Raw genomic sequence first — 16093 nt, 5'->3', positions numbered from 1 at the left:
TCATTAAACTTGGGGAGGCTGTAATACGGAATTATTGAAAGCTTTTACCAATCCTTCAGTATGAAAAAATACTTCACAAGATATAAGCGGATTGGACAAGGTATACTCTACTTCATTAAAATGGGTAACGTGGATATGGCAACAGTGGCATTGACAAAAGGGGGAACACAAATCTGCGTCTTGGTGTTGATGGTCATGATCTATTGCCTGTGAAAGTTCAGTTTTAACCTCATCGCTAATAGCCACACCATCTTCACAAGGCACTATATTAAGTGCAAAAATGTAAATGGCCAATATGGTTGTCAAGATCTTCACACGTTTAAATTTTAGTAATTATTTAATTTAAAATTAATTAATGTTCATTTCATCCCAACAAAGATAAAAATTATTTAATACCCTTTTTACGTAATTCAATAATGAAAAAATTCTTATACTTTTGAAAAAACAGACTGTAGCATGTTAACCAAATCTGAAAAATCATTCAGCCTAATTTATGTTCTAATTCTTGGTTCAGAATTAGTTTCTAGTTCTATAGCTTCCTTAAACATGCTTAACTATGTTGCCAAACCGGCCATTGTTACGACGCTTATCATTTATTTTTACAGAAGTACTCAACATCTGGATCCTAAAACCAGACAAATCACTTTATGGGCTTTGGCCTTCTCTGTTATAGGTGATGTGCTTTTAATGTTTGTAAACATAAATCCAAACTTTTTTATCGGAGGCTTAATCTCTTTTTTGTTGGGACACCTTATGTATGTAAACGTATTTTACAGTAAGCGGAACCCACATATTAAACCCATTGGTTTTTTAACTATTCTATTGCTATACGCTATAGGGTTGTTTTATATTTTAAAGGATAGTTTAGGCGATTTATTAGTTCCTGTTATTATCTATATGTTTGTTATTTTACTCATGGCAACTATGGCCTATTTACGAAAAAACCGTGCTAACAAAACAAGCTTTATTTTTGTTTTTATTGGAGCTTTGTGTTTTATAATTTCAGACAGTTTATTGGCTTTGAATAAATTTTACAAACCATTACCTTTTGCCAACATTAGTATTATGGTAACTTACGCAATAGCGCAATTATGTATTGTTTTAGGGATTAAAAAACAACAATAAACAAAATCTATAGTGATAATATAATGCATTTTTAATCAGAATAATAAACGCCGAACATTAAACAATCACTTTAACAATTAACTATTGTAAAACATACCACCTGAAGAAGCACCCAATTTAAAACAAAATTCTAAATAAAATATTTTTTTGTAACATTTTTTACACTTAAGCTACTTACAGAATAACTAACCGTTAACATTGAATAAAGAACTCGAACATAGTTTTGTAGAATTGCTGGAAAAGCATCAAAACATCATACATAAGGTATGTCGATTGTACACCAACAATTACGATGCGCACAACGATTTGTTTCAAGAGATTACCATCCAATTATGGAGGGCCTACCCCAAGTTTAGGGGCGACTCCAAATTTAGTACATGGATGTACCGTGTTGGCTTGAATACAGCCATCACACTCTACAGAAAATCGAAACGCAGCATTTCCACCCAAGACTTTAACGGCGTTGAATTCAAACTAAAAGCAGAAGATTATGATGACACCGAGGAACAGCAACTAAAGCAACTCTATAAAGCCGTCCACCAACTGAACGATATTGAAAAAGCCCTTGTGTTTTTGTATTTGGAAGACAAAAATTATAGAGAAATAAGTGAAACTTTAGGTATAAGCGAAGTGAATGCCAGAGTGAAAATGAACCGTGTGAAAACCAAACTTAGAACCCTATTAAATCCGTAAGCTTATGAATGAATTAGATTTACTAAAAAAGGATTGGAATAAACAAGACAATAACTTCCCCAAACTTTCATATAACGAGATATACAAGATGATTTTGAAAAAATCATCTTCAATAGTCAAATGGATTTTCATCATTAGCCTTATGGAATTTGTATTTTGGCTAGGCATATCTTTTTTATTTAAAGGCTCGTCGTTTACTGATAAAGTTGAAGCTCTTAACATGGATCATATCTTGATTCCTTTAAGTGTAATCTCTTATATTATTTTAATTTATTTTTTCTATCTCTTCTATAGAAACTATAGAAGCATTTCTGCTAACGACAATGTTAAAACATTAATGGAAAATATTTTAAAAACCAGAAGAACAGTTAGATACTACGTTATTTTCAACTTAGCCGCATTAATAGTCGGCACTTTTATAGGGGCTTTTTACGCCTTAAACCATAGCCCAGAGTTTATTGAAAAACTAGAACTGGCAGCATCCCAAGGAGAAACCTTTAAAATCTATGCCGGCATCATTATAACCATTATAATTGCATTGATTATCACCATTGGAATATTGTTAGTGTTTTATTGGCTTATCTACGGTCTTTTATTAAAGCGCTTAAACAGAAACTATAGGGAATTAAAGAAACTGGAAAATTAAATAAAGTTATCTGCTTCCACAACATCACCCACCAACATTTTATCCAGCTTGATAACACCTACCCTAACACGTACCAAACGTAATGTTGGACAGCCCACTGCCGATGTCATTTTTCGTACCTGCCTAAATTTGCCTTCACGCAAGGTTATAGACAGCCAGGTTGTTGGTCCATGTCGTGCATCCCTTATTTTCCTGGAACGCTCCGGTAGGTTTGGAGCATTCTCCAATCTAAACACCTTACAGGGCTTGGTTTTATATTTTTTGCCATCAAAACCAATCTCTACACCTGTACGCAATTGTTCAATGGCTTCTTCTGAAACTGCACCATCAACCAAAGCATAATATTCTTTTTCTACTTTTTGACTATTGACATAATCGCTCGTTTTACCATCTGTAGTTAACAACAGTAATCCTTCCGATTTTTCATCTAAACGACCTATTGCCATGATACCTTCCGGAAAATCGTGGAGCTCCCCTAGAAATCGCTTCTTCTTTTGTTGCTTTGAATTACTATGGAACTGACTTAAATAGCCATAGGGCTTATAGATGATATAATGCTTATGATCCATTATGACTATTTCTTAACACCTCATAAACCAAGGCCATAGTAGGTTTTTTGCCATTGAGTTGCGCTTTAACCGTTTCGAAAGTGACCTTAAAATCACAGCCCGACTTATAATTAGTACAGCCATAAGCCGTTTTCCCTTTTATAATAGTGCCCTTCTTACACTTTGGACACTGGCTCATATCCTGGGGCTTATTCTTAGACTCCAGTATCAATTTAAAATTAGCATCGAAGCTAAGCTTTCCTTCAACCGTTCCAGAATCGGTTTTAAACCCCTTTAAATTGACTGTCGCTCCCTTTTGAAGTAACCTTAAATATTGTTTCTCTGAAATTTTCTTCCCTTGAAATTTAAACGGTAAAACAAAGTTGCAACCTTCCTTATAACCACTGCATCCATAAGCTGTTTTCCCTTTTAACAATCTTCCTTTCTTACATTTCGGGCAAGTTTCGGTAGCAATACCTACTTTTTCATTTTTAGCCTTTTTAACTGCCTGCTTTTTAATCGTTGCAGCATGCGATATGTTGGCGCGTCTGGCTTCACTACGCACCTCATATACCAAGGCATCCACCATCCGCTTCATGTTTTTTATAAAAGCCGAGGCACTAAACTCACCTTTTTCTATGTCCTTTAACTGCTTCTCCCAGCGCCCGGTCAATTCGGCCGACTTCAAAAGCTCATTCTGAATGGTGTCTATTAACTGTATACCTGTAACCGTAGGCAATACCTGTTTTTTATTACGTTTAATGTACTTGCGCTTAAAAAGGGTCTCTATAATATTCGCCCGTGTTGAAGGCCGCCCAATACCATTTTCCTTCATTAAATCCCTTAATTCCTCATCGTCCACTTGTTTGCCTGCCGTTTCCATAGCACGCAATAAAGAAGCTTCGGTAAACTGGTTAGGTGGTTTGGTTTCCTTTTCCAAAAATGAGGGCTCATGGGGTCCCGTTTCTCCCTTAGTGAATGTTGGCAATACCCCCGATTCTTTTTCTTTCTTACCAGAAGTGTCGAAAACCACGCGCCAGCCTTTATCCAAAATCTCCTTGCCTGTTGCTTTAAACAACACCTCATCGGCCTTCCCAATAACCGTGGTATTGGCCACCGAACAATCATCATAAAACACCGCAATAAAACGCTTAACAATAATATCGTAAACCTTTAGCTGATTGACCTGCAAATTAATTTGCACCCCCGTAGGAATGATTGCATGGTGGTCGGTTACCTTTTTATCGTTAAATACTTTTGATGATTTCTTTAACTTTTTCCCTAATAGCGGTTGGGTCAAGCCTGAATAATTGGTTAGTTTTTGAAGGATTCCCGGTACTTTAGGATAGATATCACTTGGAAGGAAAGTAGTATCTACCCTTGGATAGGTAACCACTTTACGTTCATAAAGCTCCTGGACAATCTTTAAGGTGTCTTCTGCCGAAAAGCCAAACTTGGTATTGCAATACACCTGTAATCCCGTTAAATCGAATAATTTGGGTGCATATTCCTTACCTTTCTTTTTTTCGACCGATACAATTTCAAACTCACTCTCCTTGACTTTATTAGCTAGTGCTTCGCCATCTTCTTTTTTAAAGAAGCGCCCTTCTTCATAAGCAAACAAGGTTTCCCGATATACGGTTTGCAATTCCCAGTAAGGTTGCGGTTTAAAGTTTTCTATCTCTTTAAACCTATTGACCACCATTGCCAAAGTAGGGGTTTGTACACGCCCTACAGACAATACTTGCTTGTAACCACCATGTTTAACGGTGTAAAGCCTTGTAGCATTAATACCCAGTAACCAGTCGCCAATGGCCCTGGAAAAACCCGCATAAAATAGGTTATCGTATTGTTCGGATGGTTTTAAATTATCAAAACCTTCTTTTATAGCTTCGGTAGTTAACGAGGATATCCACAAACGCTTCACCTCGCCTTTATAGTTAGCTTCATTCATTACCCAACGCTGGATTAATTCCCCTTCTTGTCCGGCATCACCACAATTTATCACAACTTCGGCTTTTTCGAATAAACGCTTTACAATATTGAATTGCTTTTGAATTCCTGAATTTGAAACGACTTTGGTCTCAAACTTTTCGGGCAGCATGGGCAGGTTGTTCAAGTCCCAACTTTTCCAATAAGGCTTATAATCGACAGGTTCTTTAAGGGTGCATAAATGCCCGAAAGTATAGGTTACCGCATAGCCATTACCTTCATAGTACCCATCGTGCTTGGTTTTGGCACCAAGAACGGTTGCGATTTCACGGGCGACACTGGGTTTTTCGGCGATACAGACTTTCACGGTTTGAGTTAATGGTTATTAAGTTATTAGTTATTGGGAATTTTAAAGAACTTATACATACCTTCTGCTCTGGGTAGACAAACGTTTTTAACAATTTTTTTTTACCCATTTATTAAATTGAGAATTGGTTTTACCCATTGTTTTTAAGCAAGTTCCAATATGAAATCTTGGAACTTCTTTTTTATGCCCCCAAAAAGTAATGGTCCTCCAACAATTCGGACATTTCCAATGGTGATGAGTTCCTTGCTCTCTAACAAAAAAACATCCACAAAAAACAAGGTAAGCTTCCCAACATTTAGTTGGAACTGGTTTATTGTATTCCCCCATTCCTAAACAGCAATTGGGATTTTTTGAACTTGAGTATCATCTGGAAGATTAAACTCCTTTTTTATGTCTTCAAAAGTAGTTTCACTCAAATTAACTAATCTCTTATTAAAGAATTTAGTTTTTTCCCAACCTAATTGTTTTAATATTGAATGAATTTTATTTTCATTCAATTCAAGCAAACTTTCTGAAAATTCCTTTAAAGAAACCTTCATCATTTCATTAGCTTCTTTAATAGTGTCTCCATATGAAGAAATTTGAAGACTAGGAAGATAAACAATATGAGAATCACCTTCTTTAAATCCAATTCCGTTCAACTTGGCTTTAAAGATTTTCTTTTTAACGTCAATGTTAATAGTTTCTTTTCTCATTTTTTAAGTAAAACAAATATAATATTTTATTTTAAATTCCCCTGTTAAACAAAATATAACAAACTTTATTCCAAACGTTTGACTACTTTTCACAAATACCTCTTACCACTCCCTCAACTTATTAAGCGCTTCCTGTTCTTCAAGTGCTTTTCTAGAAATTACCTTGAGGAAAGACGGGTGCTGTTCTATAGCATATTCTATTTTTTTCACTATTTCTTCTGTGGTTTCATTATCGTAGTCAATCTCCAAAGGCGCTTTAATTTCCATGGACTGTAGAATGTTCTTCTTTTTAATGCGCAAGCCTTTTTTATCGAAAGAGCGTCTAAAGCCATCAATAACTATAGGTACAACAATAGGTTTATAACGCTTTATAATATGGGCTGTCCCTTTACGAATGGGTTTAAACGGTGTTGTAGTGCCCTGCGGAAAGGTAATTACCCAACCATCGTCCAAAGCTTTTCCTATATTTGATATATCGCTCATCTTTACCTGTCGCTTAACGTCTTTACCTTCGGCACGCCAGGTACGCTCTATACTCACCGACCCCGCATAAGCTAAAAGTTTTGGCAGGAATCCCGCTTTCATGGTTTCTTTGGCTGCCACATAGTATATATTTAATTTGGGATTCCAGAGGTAACCCACATTTTTAATAGAATCTACACGTCCGCTTAAACTGGCATTAAACACATGAAACATAGCCACCACATCTGCAAAATAAGTTTGATGGTTCGAAATGAACAACACATTTTTATCTGGTAGGTTTTTTATAATTTCAGAACCTTCTATTTGCAGTTCATTAAACCCCCGAAAGCGCCTATGTGTCATGGCTCCCATAATTCTGATGAGCCATTTTTTTAAAAACAATATATGCCCAAACGGATTTCTTTTAAACAATCCCATAAATCACACGTCAATATTTTGGTTAGTTGCTACAAAAGTAATAAATCTAATCGCTATAGCACTTGCTTTATCAAGTCTTTAATTTCACTTAGCATCATTGCTGTGGCTCCCCAGACCACATGGCCATTTAATCGAAATGCAGGCACCTCAACAGCAATACTATACGATGTTTTTACTGTTTTGTAAATCAATATTTTATCATCTAAAAAGTCCTGCAAGGCAACTTCTATGATAGCTTCCACCTCATCCTCTTGCTTTTTAAAAGCAGGGAGCTGTCTTGTTATACCCAAAAATGGAGATACAAAAAAATTACTTGGCGGGATATAAACATGGGATAACGACCTAACAATTTCAATAGTGTCTTCCGGTACGCCTACTTCTTCAAAAGTCTCACGTACGGCTGCATGTTGTAATGATTGGTCTTGCGCTTCCAGCTTACCCCCTGGAAATCCTATTTGAGCAGAATGCACACCATTATAGGCTTTTCGCAAGATGAGTACAAACTTGGTTTGCATATTAGCGTCAGGGAAAAATAAGGCCACTACCCCTGCTTGCTTTGCCTTTTTTATAGCTTCTTGCTGTTTCTTGAGCAATGCCTTACGGAAAGGCGGCACCATTTTAAAGTGTGCAGATTCGCCTGGCAGCGGTATATTTTTTATTTTTGAAATCGATTTTACAAATTCATCAAAATTCATTTACATGCGTCTTGTTTTTCTAATTTGCTCTTTCCTTATAATTCTGAATTGTGAAGATAAACAATCTAAAAAAAACACAAAGCCACAATCTACATCTATTGAACAAAATGAAGAAAAGGCTACTACACCCACCCCCACAACAAACAAACCAGAGAGAACATACCCCAAATTAGACTCCCAAAACGCCATGGAGTTCTTTTTACACTATGAAAAAGAGAACAAAGAAAATAAAGTGCGTATGACCACCGATTTTGGTGTTGTTGACATTCTATTATTTAATGAGACTAAGTTCCACCGCGCCAATTTCATCTTTTTAACCAAGCAAAAGTATTTTAACGGCACCCAATTTTATAGGGTCATCGACAATTTTATGGTTCAAGCAGGTAATAGTGACGATAGAAAAACGGCGAGAAAACGCAAAAAGATTGGCAAATACCTACTCCCTACAGATACCAAACGTGGCTTTACCCACGAGCGTGGTGTTATATCCATGCCCAGTAGCGAAATAGACAACCCGCATAAACTGGCCTCGCCTTATGAATTTTTTATCGTGCAACAAAAAGGTGGCGCCCATTTTTTAGATGGCGATTATACCATTTTTGGCAAAGTGATTAAAGGTATGGATGTGATTGATAAAATTGCTGCCGTTGAAACTGATGAAGCCGATTGGCCACTAAAGAATATCTACATTAGAAATGTGGAGATTATTGAATAGCTTTTAGTTATCAGTATTCAGTATTCAGTGTGAATGTCCAATGTTAAAGTTTAAACATTGAACCTTAAACCTGGAGCCTCATTTATAAATTGTAGGCAATGCAATTTTAAATTTCACTGCAAGCAACCGAACTACTATAACTACTATTCCAGAAATCACAAAAACCAAATTGTCTTCAATAGGCAATTCCCGTAATAAAAAGTATGTGAGCCCACCCAATATGCAAGCGGTGGCATAAATTTCCTTTCTAAAAATCACAGGTATCTCATTACACAAAATATCCCTTATAACACCCCCAAAACTGGCAGTCATCGTCCCTAAAGCAATACATATTATTGGATGCAACCCTACATTAACCCCTTTCTCTATACCTACAACAGTATACAAGCCAATACCTATGGTATCGAATAAAAACAGGGAAGTCCTTAAATAGTTGATCTTGCTCCTAAAAACAATAGCAAAAATCGCGGATGTTACAATAACATAAGTAAAGGTCATATCTTTCATCCAGCTTACAGGTGTAGCTCCAATAAGTAAATCGCGCAGTGTACCTCCTCCTACAGCTGTTACAAAGGCAATGATTAAAATTCCAAACAAATCCATTTTTTTATTTATCGCTACAAGCACGCCCGATATGGCAAAAGCTATAGTTCCTAAAATATCTATTGTATAAAACATATGTTTTCTATTATAATATCCCGAGACTAGCCCAGAGTGAGTGGGTCGCTCAGTTTTTCTGCATTGCATTTGAAAAATTGGGCGGCCTAAAGACCCTTCGACTACGCTCAGGGTAAGCGATTCACACTGTTTTTGCATAACAAAAACAGGTTCTCTGCTTACATGTTCTGTGTATAATAATTATAGTCCTTTAAAATAGTATCAATAAACTCTTTGTCAAATAAATCGGTTTCTATTTGAAGTACTGCGCAAATCTTATTCTTTAAAAGTGTAAGGGTTTTAAAATCGTTATTTTTCTTAGCAATTGCATACGCTTCCTTTATAATTCGAACATCCTTATCACTTAACTGGGTAACCATATTAAAAACAGGCTGATAATCGTCTGTGATATCTTCTAAAATAGTGCTTTTTATATTATGCTTTTCTTTTACACTAATAACCACTGTACCTGCTGCCGCATCACCGACACGCTGCTTGTTATCGGACAACAAGATACTTAAAACTCCTATGGACGAAAAAAACAGCCAAATATCAATAATACGAAGCATCCATCGCACCATAAAATTATACCATTGGGTTGGCGAACCGTCAAAACGCACGACCTTAATTTTCAACAACATTTTACCAATGGTCTGACCTCCAAAAACGATATGGCTAAGCAATGAATAAAAAAAGGCTGGCAACATAAACAAGCTTAGAAAACCTATACGAGTCCAACTATCCGTATCAAATATTTCTGAAACTTCAACCAAGTTTTCAATAATAATCATATATGCCGTAAGTATTAGCCCGTCTATTAAAAAAGCAACAATCCGCTCACCTAGCCCAATTAATTTGTAATCTAAATTGACATTTTGCGCCGTGTTAATTGCTAATTTGCCCATGGAAATGTATATTCGTTTAAATTTAATTTTTCTATGCGCGAGGCATCTTTCGTGAAGCAAAATAAGGAAAAATGGATAGGATTTGAAAAAGCTTTACATAATAATGCTAAAATAAATCCAGACGACCTTGCTTCGTATTACATACAATTGACAAACGACCTTTCTTATGCTCAGACCTACTTCCCTGACAGTAAGACGCTTTTGTATTTAAATTCGTTGACCTCTCAAGCACATCAAAAAATTTACATCACTAAAAAAGAGTCCAAAAGCAAAATTGTTTCGTTTTGGAAATATGAATTCCCGTTGTTCTTTAAACAGTACCATAAAACATTATTGTACACGTTTTTGTTTTTTATTGCAGCTGTTTCAATTGGAACAGTTTCGACTTTAAATGACGATAGTTTTGTACGCCTAATTCTAGGTGACAGCTATGTAAACACGACCATCGAGAATATAGAAAACGGGGAGCCTATGGCCATTTACAAAAGTGGCAGTAATATTGGTTCGTTTTTAGGGATTACCATAAACAACATTAGAGTAGCTATTATTGCTTTTGCGATGGGCGCACTTTTTAGCGTTGGTAGTATATACATTCTTTTTAGCAATGGTATTATGCTAGGGGCGTTCATTACCTTTTTTTATAATTATGGCTTACTGGAAAAAACATCTACCATTTGGCTGCACGGTACCATTGAAATATCTGTAATCGTTATTGCAGGTTGTGCAGGATTGGTAATGGGCAATAGCTTTTTATTCCCTAAAACCTTTAGTCGTCGAGTTTCCTTTATGAAGGGTGCCAAGGATGGTTTAAAAGTAGTTGTTAGCACTATTCCTTTTTTTATAATTGCTGGATTCATTGAAGGCTTTATTACTCGCTATGGAGAAATAATGCCCAATAGTATTGCTTATGGAATCATTACGGCTTCTCTAAGTCTTATTGTATATTATTATATTGTTTATCCTATCAAACTCAATAAAAAGTATTTAACCAACCCCGTCTTATAACGTGAAGAAACCTTATATAGAACTACGCACCAGAAATAGTTTTGGCGATATTATTAACACTTATTTTTTATGGCTTAAATACAACGTTAAACCATACACCAATCTTTATTTACGCTATAATACGGTTAGCATTATTTTAACGTTAATAGGGTCATACTTATTAGTCACGGGTTTTATGGGGTTGGCCAGCAGAGACTTTCGTTTTGGAATGGACAGTGGAGGCAATAACGATATGTATTTATATGGCGGTCTTATTGTTTTAATTGTTATTTTGGGCCTTACGGCCGTGTTGAATTATAGTTTTTCCAGTGCCTATGTTGTTCAGTATGTGAAAACCAATGGAAATATAAACCATAAAACGGTATGGCATGAAATTAAAAAACGTATTGGCTCTGTAATTCTATTTATCATTATTGGCTTTTTTATGTACTTAGGCTATATTATTGTAACTATAATTTTAGCATTTATCCCCTTACTGGGCATGCTTGCGCAATATGCCATTAGCTTTACGCTATCTGCTTTTTTTGGTCTCGCTTTTACTGCTCTTTTTATTGGAAGCAAATCGGTAGGAGATGCTTTGGGAGAAGGCTGGACATTCACTTTTTCAAATTTTTGGCGTGTGGTATTTTACGGATTGATCATAGGCATTTTAAATTTTATGATTACCATGCTCATTCTATCAATCCCAACCTTTATTTTGGGCATCTATGCCTATTTTTCTATAGAAAGTTCTATCGATATATTTACCAGTGTTTTTGCCAACATGGTTTTCACCATTGGGTTTGCCTTGTTCATTTTAGCATTTATCTATACGCAAACACTTTCGCAAATTGCAAATGGCGTACTATATTTTAATCTGCATGAAGAAAAGTACAATATATTTTTGCGTGAACGCATAGAACAAATAGGTGCTAATGAATAGAAACAATTCACATTTCCGTTTTTTTATCTGGTGCCTGTTTTCCTTAATGGCACCATTAGCACATGCTCAAAACGACATAAAAACAGATTCTTCTAAAATTGTTGTCAACTATTTTGAACACAATATTAAAGAACGTTATCCCGGCAATGATTTCAACTATAATATCAATGATTCGGGGGGTATAAACCTGGTTCAAAGTTTATTTAGAAAATTATTTCGGTGGCTTGGTGACCTATTTGGGGTAGACATAGATTTTGTTGACTACCGTACCTTGGAAATTATTGTTTATGGTTTATTGGCTTTAGGGGCATTATATCTGGTAATAAAATTTTTATTGCAATCACCCATTAGCTCTGTTTTTAAGACCGAAGAACAGGACATTGAAAGTTTTAATTATATCGAAGAAAACATTAATGAGGTAGATTTTGACACTTTAATAGCATCGGCTTTAAATACAACTAATTATAGGTTGGCGACTCGTTACCTTTACTTAAAAACCTTAAAAGTATTATCAAAAAAAGGAATAATAGATTGGCATTACGACAAAACCAATTCCGACTATATCAACGAAATCACAAACAAAACCGCAAAAAGCAATTTTAAGCGTGTATCCTACATTTACGATTATGTTTGGTATGGTGAATTTGATATAAATGTTGATCAATTCAATCGCAATCTAATAGATTTCAACAACCTAAATGCAAGCATAAATGGACAGACGATCTAAAATAGCCTTATATACCATTGGCATTATAATCGTGCTGCTTATGGTTGCCGAAATAACCAAGCCCAAAGCCATAAACTGGAGGGATTCCTATTCGGCTTCCGATAAAATACCCTTAGGTTGCTATGTACTATACAATGAGTTAAAAGCGAAGAATGATTACACTGTAGAACTCTCAAAACAAACGGTATACGAAAAACTAAAAAGCCTTAAAGATTCTGCCAACACCAATTTATTGCTCATCAATAATTATATCTCCATTGATGAAGAAGGCACCATGGCACTCTTAAAGTTTGTTGAACATGGAAGCAATGTGCTTATAAGCAGTAATTATTTCTATGGAAAACTTGCAGACACCTTAAACATTGCATTTGCCCAAAACCAAGACGGCTTTTTTAAAAGCCCCTCGTATAGCACGTTTACAAATCCGAGCTTAAGGACCAACGACGCATTGTTTGAAGATGTTATAGAAAACTTCTATATAGCCTCAATAGATACTTTAAACACTGTTGTTTTAGGACATGTTTTAACAGATGATAAAACCAAAAAAGAAGTCAATTATATAAAAGTTCCCTTTGGAAACAACAACGGTGCATTTTATGTACATAGCAACCCCTTTGCTTTCACCAATTACCACATGCTTAATGGCAAAGAAAATTATGTGGCTACGGTACTTTCCTTTTTACCTAAAAATCAAATCATTTGGGACAATTATTATAAAAGCGGACGCAGGGTCATAAAAAGTCCGTTACGTTTTATCCTATCAAACGAAGCACTAAAATGGGGGTTTTATCTATCACTTTTAGCCCTAGCTTTGTTTATTGTTTTTAGAAGCAAACGCACCCAACGCATTATTCCTGTAATGCACCCTCTTAAAAACACCACATTAGATTTCACAAAAACGATTGGCAACTTGTATTTTCAGCATGGCAATTACACAAACATCATAAACAAAAAAATCACTTATTTTTTAGAGCAAGTAAGGAGCAGTTATTATTTGGACACTTCTTTATTAAATGAACGATTTATTGAAAAACTGGCTATAAAGTCAGCAAACAGTGTGAAGTATACCAGAGCATTGATAGATTTCATTACATTTTTAAAATCCAAATCCCAACACTCTGAAAAAGAGTTAATTGCCTTAAATAAAAAAATAGAAGAATTTACTAAAACGACATAACACATGGACGATTTACAACCTAAAACACAAGATCTAAACTTTACAAATAGGATAGACTTAAAACCATTACAAGAACATGTTGAACAAATAAAAGCCGAAATTGGGAAAATAATTGTTGGCCAGAACAACATGGTAGAGCTGCTAATCATTTCTATCCTTTCAAATGGTCATACTTTAATAGAAGGTGTGCCTGGAGTTGCCAAAACCATTACGGCAAAATTACTGGCAAAGACATTAGATGTTGGTTTTAGCCGCATACAGTTTACACCAGATTTAATGCCCAGTGACATTTTGGGGACCTCCATATTCAATATTAAAACCAATGACTTTGAATATAAAAAAGGCCCCATTTTTTCAAATATCATCTTAATTGACGAAATAAACCGGGCTCCCGCCAAAACCCAAGCCGCCTTGTTTGAAGTGATGGCCGAGCGTCAAATTACAATAGACAACAACAGATTTATTATGGAAAGTCCTTTTTTGGTCTTTGCCACCCAAAACCCTATTGAGCAAGAAGGCACCTATCGTTTGCCCGAAGCCCAACTGGATCGCTTCCTGTTTAAGATTGATGTGGATTACCCGTCGTTGGATGAAGAGGTTCAGATACTTGTTGACAACCATAAACGTGAAGACAAAATAGATTTCAATACCATAAAAGCAATATTGAAAGCAGACGATATTATTAAATATCAGGCATTGATTAAACGAGTTGTAGTCGAGGATCATTTATTAAATTATATAGCTGCAATAGTGAACAACACCAGAATAAATGCAAATTTATACTTAGGGGCCTCACCCAGGGCATCAATTGCTATTTTAAATGCCGCAAAATCAAACGCCGCTATAAATGGTCGTGATTTTGTAACGCCCGATGATATTAAGCGATGCGCTAAAGCTGTGCTAAAACACAGGTTGGTACTAACCCCAGAACGTGAAATGGAAGCATTTACTGTAGAAAAGGTTATAGATCAAATTCTAGAAACCATAGAAATCCCTAGATAGTGAAGCTGTTTTTAAAGAACATATATTTAGAGTTTAGTTTTTTTGTGGGCTTAATTTGCCTTATTGCCATTTATATCTTGGCATTTCAGTTTCCCGGACTATTGATTATTGCTAAAATGCTGAGCTTCATTTTTGCCATTTTAGTGCTAGTGGATGTTGTTTTGCTCTTCAAACAAAATGGCATCATGGCCAAACGGGAATTACCTGAAAAACTTAGCAATGGTGATGATAACCCAATTAACATCACGTTAAAAAACAATTATAATTTCAACATCACTATAAAATTAATAGACGAACTCCCTTTTCAATATCAAAAACGGGATTTCGAAATCAATACAAAATTAAACAAGCTAAGCAGTAAAACTATAAAATACAATCTACGCCCTCTTGAACGGGGCGAATACCACTTTGGCCATCTCAATATTTATACCTGCTCCCCCTTTAAGCTTATATCCAGACGGTTTAAGTTTGGCAATAATGCAATGGTTCCCAATTACCCGTCCTTTTTACAGCTTAAAAAATTTATGCTATTGGCTTTTTCAAACAAAGTATTTGAATTTGGTTTGAAAAGAATAAGGCGAATTGGACACACCATGGAGTTTGAGCAAATTAAAGACTATGTTACTGGTGATGATATAAGAACCATAAACTGGAAAGCTACAGCAAAACGGAATCAACTTATGGTAAATCAGTTTCAAGATGAACGCTCCCAACCTATTTACAGTGTAATTGATATGGGGCGCACCATGAAGATGCCATTTAAAGGCCTGAGTCTTTTGGACTATGCCATAAACACCACTTTGGTTATTAGCAATGTTGCATTAAGAAAACAAGATAAGGCCGGCATGTTTACTTTTTCAAAAAAAGTAGACAATATGGTGGTTGCAGAACGCAGACCCTCTCAAATGAACCAGATTATGGAAACACTCTATAATTTGAAAACCGATTTTTATGAGTCTGATTTTTCCCGACTCTATATTGATATTAAACGCAATTTAAACCAGCGTAGCTTAGTATTACTATATACCAATTTTGAAACACTAGATGGACTGTACAGGCAATTAGCTTATCTGCAAGCCATAGCCAAGAACCATATACTGGTTGTTATATTTTTTGAAAATACCGAATTGCATGACTTTATTAAAAATCCTGCAACCAAAACCAATGCCATATTTGAAAAAACCATTGCTGAAAAATTTGTGTTTGAAAAGAAACTCATTGTAACCGAATTACAAAAACACGGTATACAAAGTATTTTAACAGCACCCGAAAACCTTACAATTAACACCATTAATAAATATCTGGAAATAAAGGCTCGTGGACTATTGTAATTACAATTAGGAAATGGCGTGAATAAAAAAGTCCATTAGCAGAAACCAATG

18 protein-coding genes are annotated in these 16093 nt (G+C 35.5%); 10 read left to right on the top strand and 8 right to left on the bottom strand.

Features of this window, described 5'->3' with window-relative positions; translation table 11 throughout:
- Positions 1 to 3: 3 nt before the first annotated feature.
- A complete protein-coding gene (locus MR062_RS07985; protein WP_242203620.1) occupies positions 4 to 315 on the bottom strand; it encodes a DUF6660 family protein in 312 nt (103 codons plus the stop codon).
- Positions 316 to 456: 141 nt separating this feature from the next.
- Here MR062_RS07985 and MR062_RS07980 point away from each other — a divergent pair, with 141 nt between their 5' ends.
- The 3 genes from MR062_RS07980 to MR062_RS07970 all read left to right on the top strand — a co-directional run bounded on the left by MR062_RS07980 (position 457) and on the right by MR062_RS07970 (position 2464).
- Positions 457 to 1125, top strand: a complete 669-nt coding sequence (locus MR062_RS07980; protein WP_242203619.1) for a lysoplasmalogenase — start codon at positions 457 to 459, stop codon at positions 1123 to 1125.
- A gap of 198 nt (positions 1126 to 1323) precedes the next feature.
- Positions 1324 to 1818 carry an RNA polymerase sigma factor gene (locus tag MR062_RS07975; RefSeq protein ID WP_242203618.1) on the top strand — a complete coding sequence of 165 codons (495 nt, stop codon included), beginning with the start codon at positions 1324 to 1326 and terminating at the stop codon, positions 1816 to 1818.
- 4 nt (positions 1819 to 1822) lie between these two features.
- A complete protein-coding gene (locus MR062_RS07970; RefSeq protein ID WP_242203617.1) occupies positions 1823 to 2464 on the top strand; it encodes a hypothetical protein in 642 nt (213 codons plus the stop codon).
- On the opposite strand, the gene MR062_RS07965 is transcribed toward MR062_RS07970, so the two are convergent.
- The 5 genes from MR062_RS07965 to MR062_RS07945 form a co-directional block, all read right to left on the bottom strand.
- On the bottom strand, positions 2461 to 3033 hold the full coding sequence (locus MR062_RS07965; RefSeq protein ID WP_242203616.1) for a pseudouridine synthase: 573 nt from the start codon (positions 3031 to 3033) through the stop codon (positions 2461 to 2463). The two genes, MR062_RS07970 and MR062_RS07965, sit on opposite strands and share 4 nt — an antisense overlap.
- The gene (locus MR062_RS07960; protein WP_242203615.1) at positions 3023 to 5311 is read right to left on the bottom strand and encodes a type IA DNA topoisomerase; all 2289 of its coding nucleotides are present in this window, start codon (positions 5309 to 5311) and stop codon (positions 3023 to 3025) included. Before MR062_RS07960 ends, MR062_RS07965 begins: the two co-directional genes overlap by 11 nt.
- Before the next feature lie 329 nt (positions 5312 to 5640).
- On the bottom strand, positions 5641 to 6006 hold the full coding sequence (locus tag MR062_RS07955; RefSeq protein ID WP_242203614.1) for a hypothetical protein: 366 nt from the start codon (positions 6004 to 6006) through the stop codon (positions 5641 to 5643).
- Positions 6007 to 6108: 102 nt separating this feature from the next.
- Positions 6109 to 6906 carry a lysophospholipid acyltransferase family protein gene (locus tag MR062_RS07950; protein WP_242203613.1) on the bottom strand — a complete coding sequence of 266 codons (798 nt, stop codon included), beginning with the start codon at positions 6904 to 6906 and terminating at the stop codon, positions 6109 to 6111.
- A 53-nt stretch (positions 6907 to 6959) separates the two neighbouring features.
- Positions 6960 to 7601, bottom strand: a complete 642-nt coding sequence (locus tag MR062_RS07945) for an NUDIX hydrolase (RefSeq protein WP_242203612.1) — start codon at positions 7599 to 7601, stop codon at positions 6960 to 6962.
- 4 nt (positions 7602 to 7605) lie between these two features.
- On the opposite strand from MR062_RS07945, the gene MR062_RS07940 reads away from it, so the two are divergent.
- Positions 7606 to 8316 carry a peptidylprolyl isomerase gene (locus MR062_RS07940; RefSeq protein ID WP_242203611.1) on the top strand — a complete coding sequence of 237 codons (711 nt, stop codon included), beginning with the start codon at positions 7606 to 7608 and terminating at the stop codon, positions 8314 to 8316.
- Positions 8317 to 8394: 78 nt separating this feature from the next.
- Here MR062_RS07940 and MR062_RS07935 read toward each other — a convergent pair whose 3' ends face one another.
- Positions 8395 to 8994, bottom strand: a complete 600-nt coding sequence (locus MR062_RS07935) for a trimeric intracellular cation channel family protein (RefSeq protein ID WP_242203610.1) — start codon at positions 8992 to 8994, stop codon at positions 8395 to 8397.
- Between the two features lie 158 nt (positions 8995 to 9152).
- Positions 9153 to 9878: an RDD family protein gene (locus tag MR062_RS07930; RefSeq protein WP_242203609.1), complete on the bottom strand. Its 726-nt coding sequence runs from the start codon at positions 9876 to 9878 to the stop codon at positions 9153 to 9155.
- Between the two features lie 33 nt (positions 9879 to 9911).
- Between MR062_RS07930 and MR062_RS07925 the strand changes: the two genes are divergently transcribed.
- Genes MR062_RS07925 through MR062_RS07900 form a run of 6 tightly spaced genes read left to right on the top strand, consistent with a single transcriptional unit; the run spans position 9912 to position 16042 of the window.
- Positions 9912 to 10883: a stage II sporulation protein M gene (locus MR062_RS07925; RefSeq protein ID WP_242203608.1), complete on the top strand. Its 972-nt coding sequence runs from the start codon at positions 9912 to 9914 to the stop codon at positions 10881 to 10883.
- 1 nt (position 10884) lies between these two features.
- Positions 10885 to 11805, top strand: coding sequence for a hypothetical protein (locus MR062_RS07920; RefSeq protein WP_242203607.1), 921 nt, complete (start codon positions 10885 to 10887; stop codon positions 11803 to 11805).
- Positions 11798 to 12532, top strand: coding sequence for a hypothetical protein (locus MR062_RS07915; RefSeq protein ID WP_242203606.1), 735 nt, complete (start codon positions 11798 to 11800; stop codon positions 12530 to 12532). Before MR062_RS07920 ends, MR062_RS07915 begins: the two co-directional genes overlap by 8 nt.
- On the top strand, positions 12516 to 13709 hold the full coding sequence (locus MR062_RS07910; RefSeq protein ID WP_242203605.1) for a DUF4350 domain-containing protein: 1194 nt from the start codon (positions 12516 to 12518) through the stop codon (positions 13707 to 13709). The genes MR062_RS07915 and MR062_RS07910 overlap by 17 nt, the downstream gene beginning before the upstream one ends.
- A gap of 3 nt (positions 13710 to 13712) precedes the next feature.
- Complete coding sequence (locus tag MR062_RS07905) at positions 13713 to 14711, top strand: AAA family ATPase (protein WP_242203604.1); 999 nt, start codon at positions 13713 to 13715, stop codon at positions 14709 to 14711.
- Positions 14711 to 16042: a DUF58 domain-containing protein gene (locus MR062_RS07900; protein ID WP_242203603.1), complete on the top strand. Its 1332-nt coding sequence runs from the start codon at positions 14711 to 14713 to the stop codon at positions 16040 to 16042. The genes MR062_RS07905 and MR062_RS07900 overlap by 1 nt, the downstream gene beginning before the upstream one ends.
- The last annotated feature ends 51 nt before the right edge of the window (positions 16043 to 16093 follow it).

This window comes from Aestuariivivens insulae, assembly GCF_022662195.1.
GTDB lineage: Bacteria > Bacteroidota > Bacteroidia > Flavobacteriales > Flavobacteriaceae > Aestuariivivens > Aestuariivivens insulae.
This window is presented reverse-complemented; position numbering and strand designations above follow the sequence as displayed.

Coding starts and splice junctions, on each gene's coding strand:
- MR062_RS07980 (WP_242203619.1), top strand. CDS start 457: ATGTTAACCAAATCTGAAAAATCATTCAGCCTAATTTATGTTCTAATT.
- MR062_RS07950 (WP_242203613.1), bottom strand. CDS start 6,906: ATGGGATTGTTTAAAAGAAATCCGTTTGGGCATATATTGTTTTTAAAA.
- MR062_RS07970 (WP_242203617.1), top strand. CDS start 1,823: ATGAATGAATTAGATTTACTAAAAAAGGATTGGAATAAACAAGACAAT.
- MR062_RS07940 (WP_242203611.1), top strand. CDS start 7,606: ATGCGTCTTGTTTTTCTAATTTGCTCTTTCCTTATAATTCTGAATTGT.
- MR062_RS07935 (WP_242203610.1), bottom strand. CDS start 8,994: ATGTTTTATACAATAGATATTTTAGGAACTATAGCTTTTGCCATATCG.
- MR062_RS07915 (WP_242203606.1), top strand. CDS start 11,798: ATGAATAGAAACAATTCACATTTCCGTTTTTTTATCTGGTGCCTGTTT.
- MR062_RS07930 (WP_242203609.1), bottom strand. CDS start 9,878: ATGGGCAAATTAGCAATTAACACGGCGCAAAATGTCAATTTAGATTAC.
- MR062_RS07910 (WP_242203605.1), top strand. CDS start 12,516: ATGGACAGACGATCTAAAATAGCCTTATATACCATTGGCATTATAATC.
- MR062_RS07965 (WP_242203616.1), bottom strand. CDS start 3,033: ATGGATCATAAGCATTATATCATCTATAAGCCCTATGGCTATTTAAGT.
- MR062_RS07945 (WP_242203612.1), bottom strand. CDS start 7,601: ATGAATTTTGATGAATTTGTAAAATCGATTTCAAAAATAAAAAATATA.
- MR062_RS07905 (WP_242203604.1), top strand. CDS start 13,713: ATGGACGATTTACAACCTAAAACACAAGATCTAAACTTTACAAATAGG.
- MR062_RS07955 (WP_242203614.1), bottom strand. CDS start 6,006: ATGAGAAAAGAAACTATTAACATTGACGTTAAAAAGAAAATCTTTAAA.
- MR062_RS07925 (WP_242203608.1), top strand. CDS start 9,912: ATGCGCGAGGCATCTTTCGTGAAGCAAAATAAGGAAAAATGGATAGGA.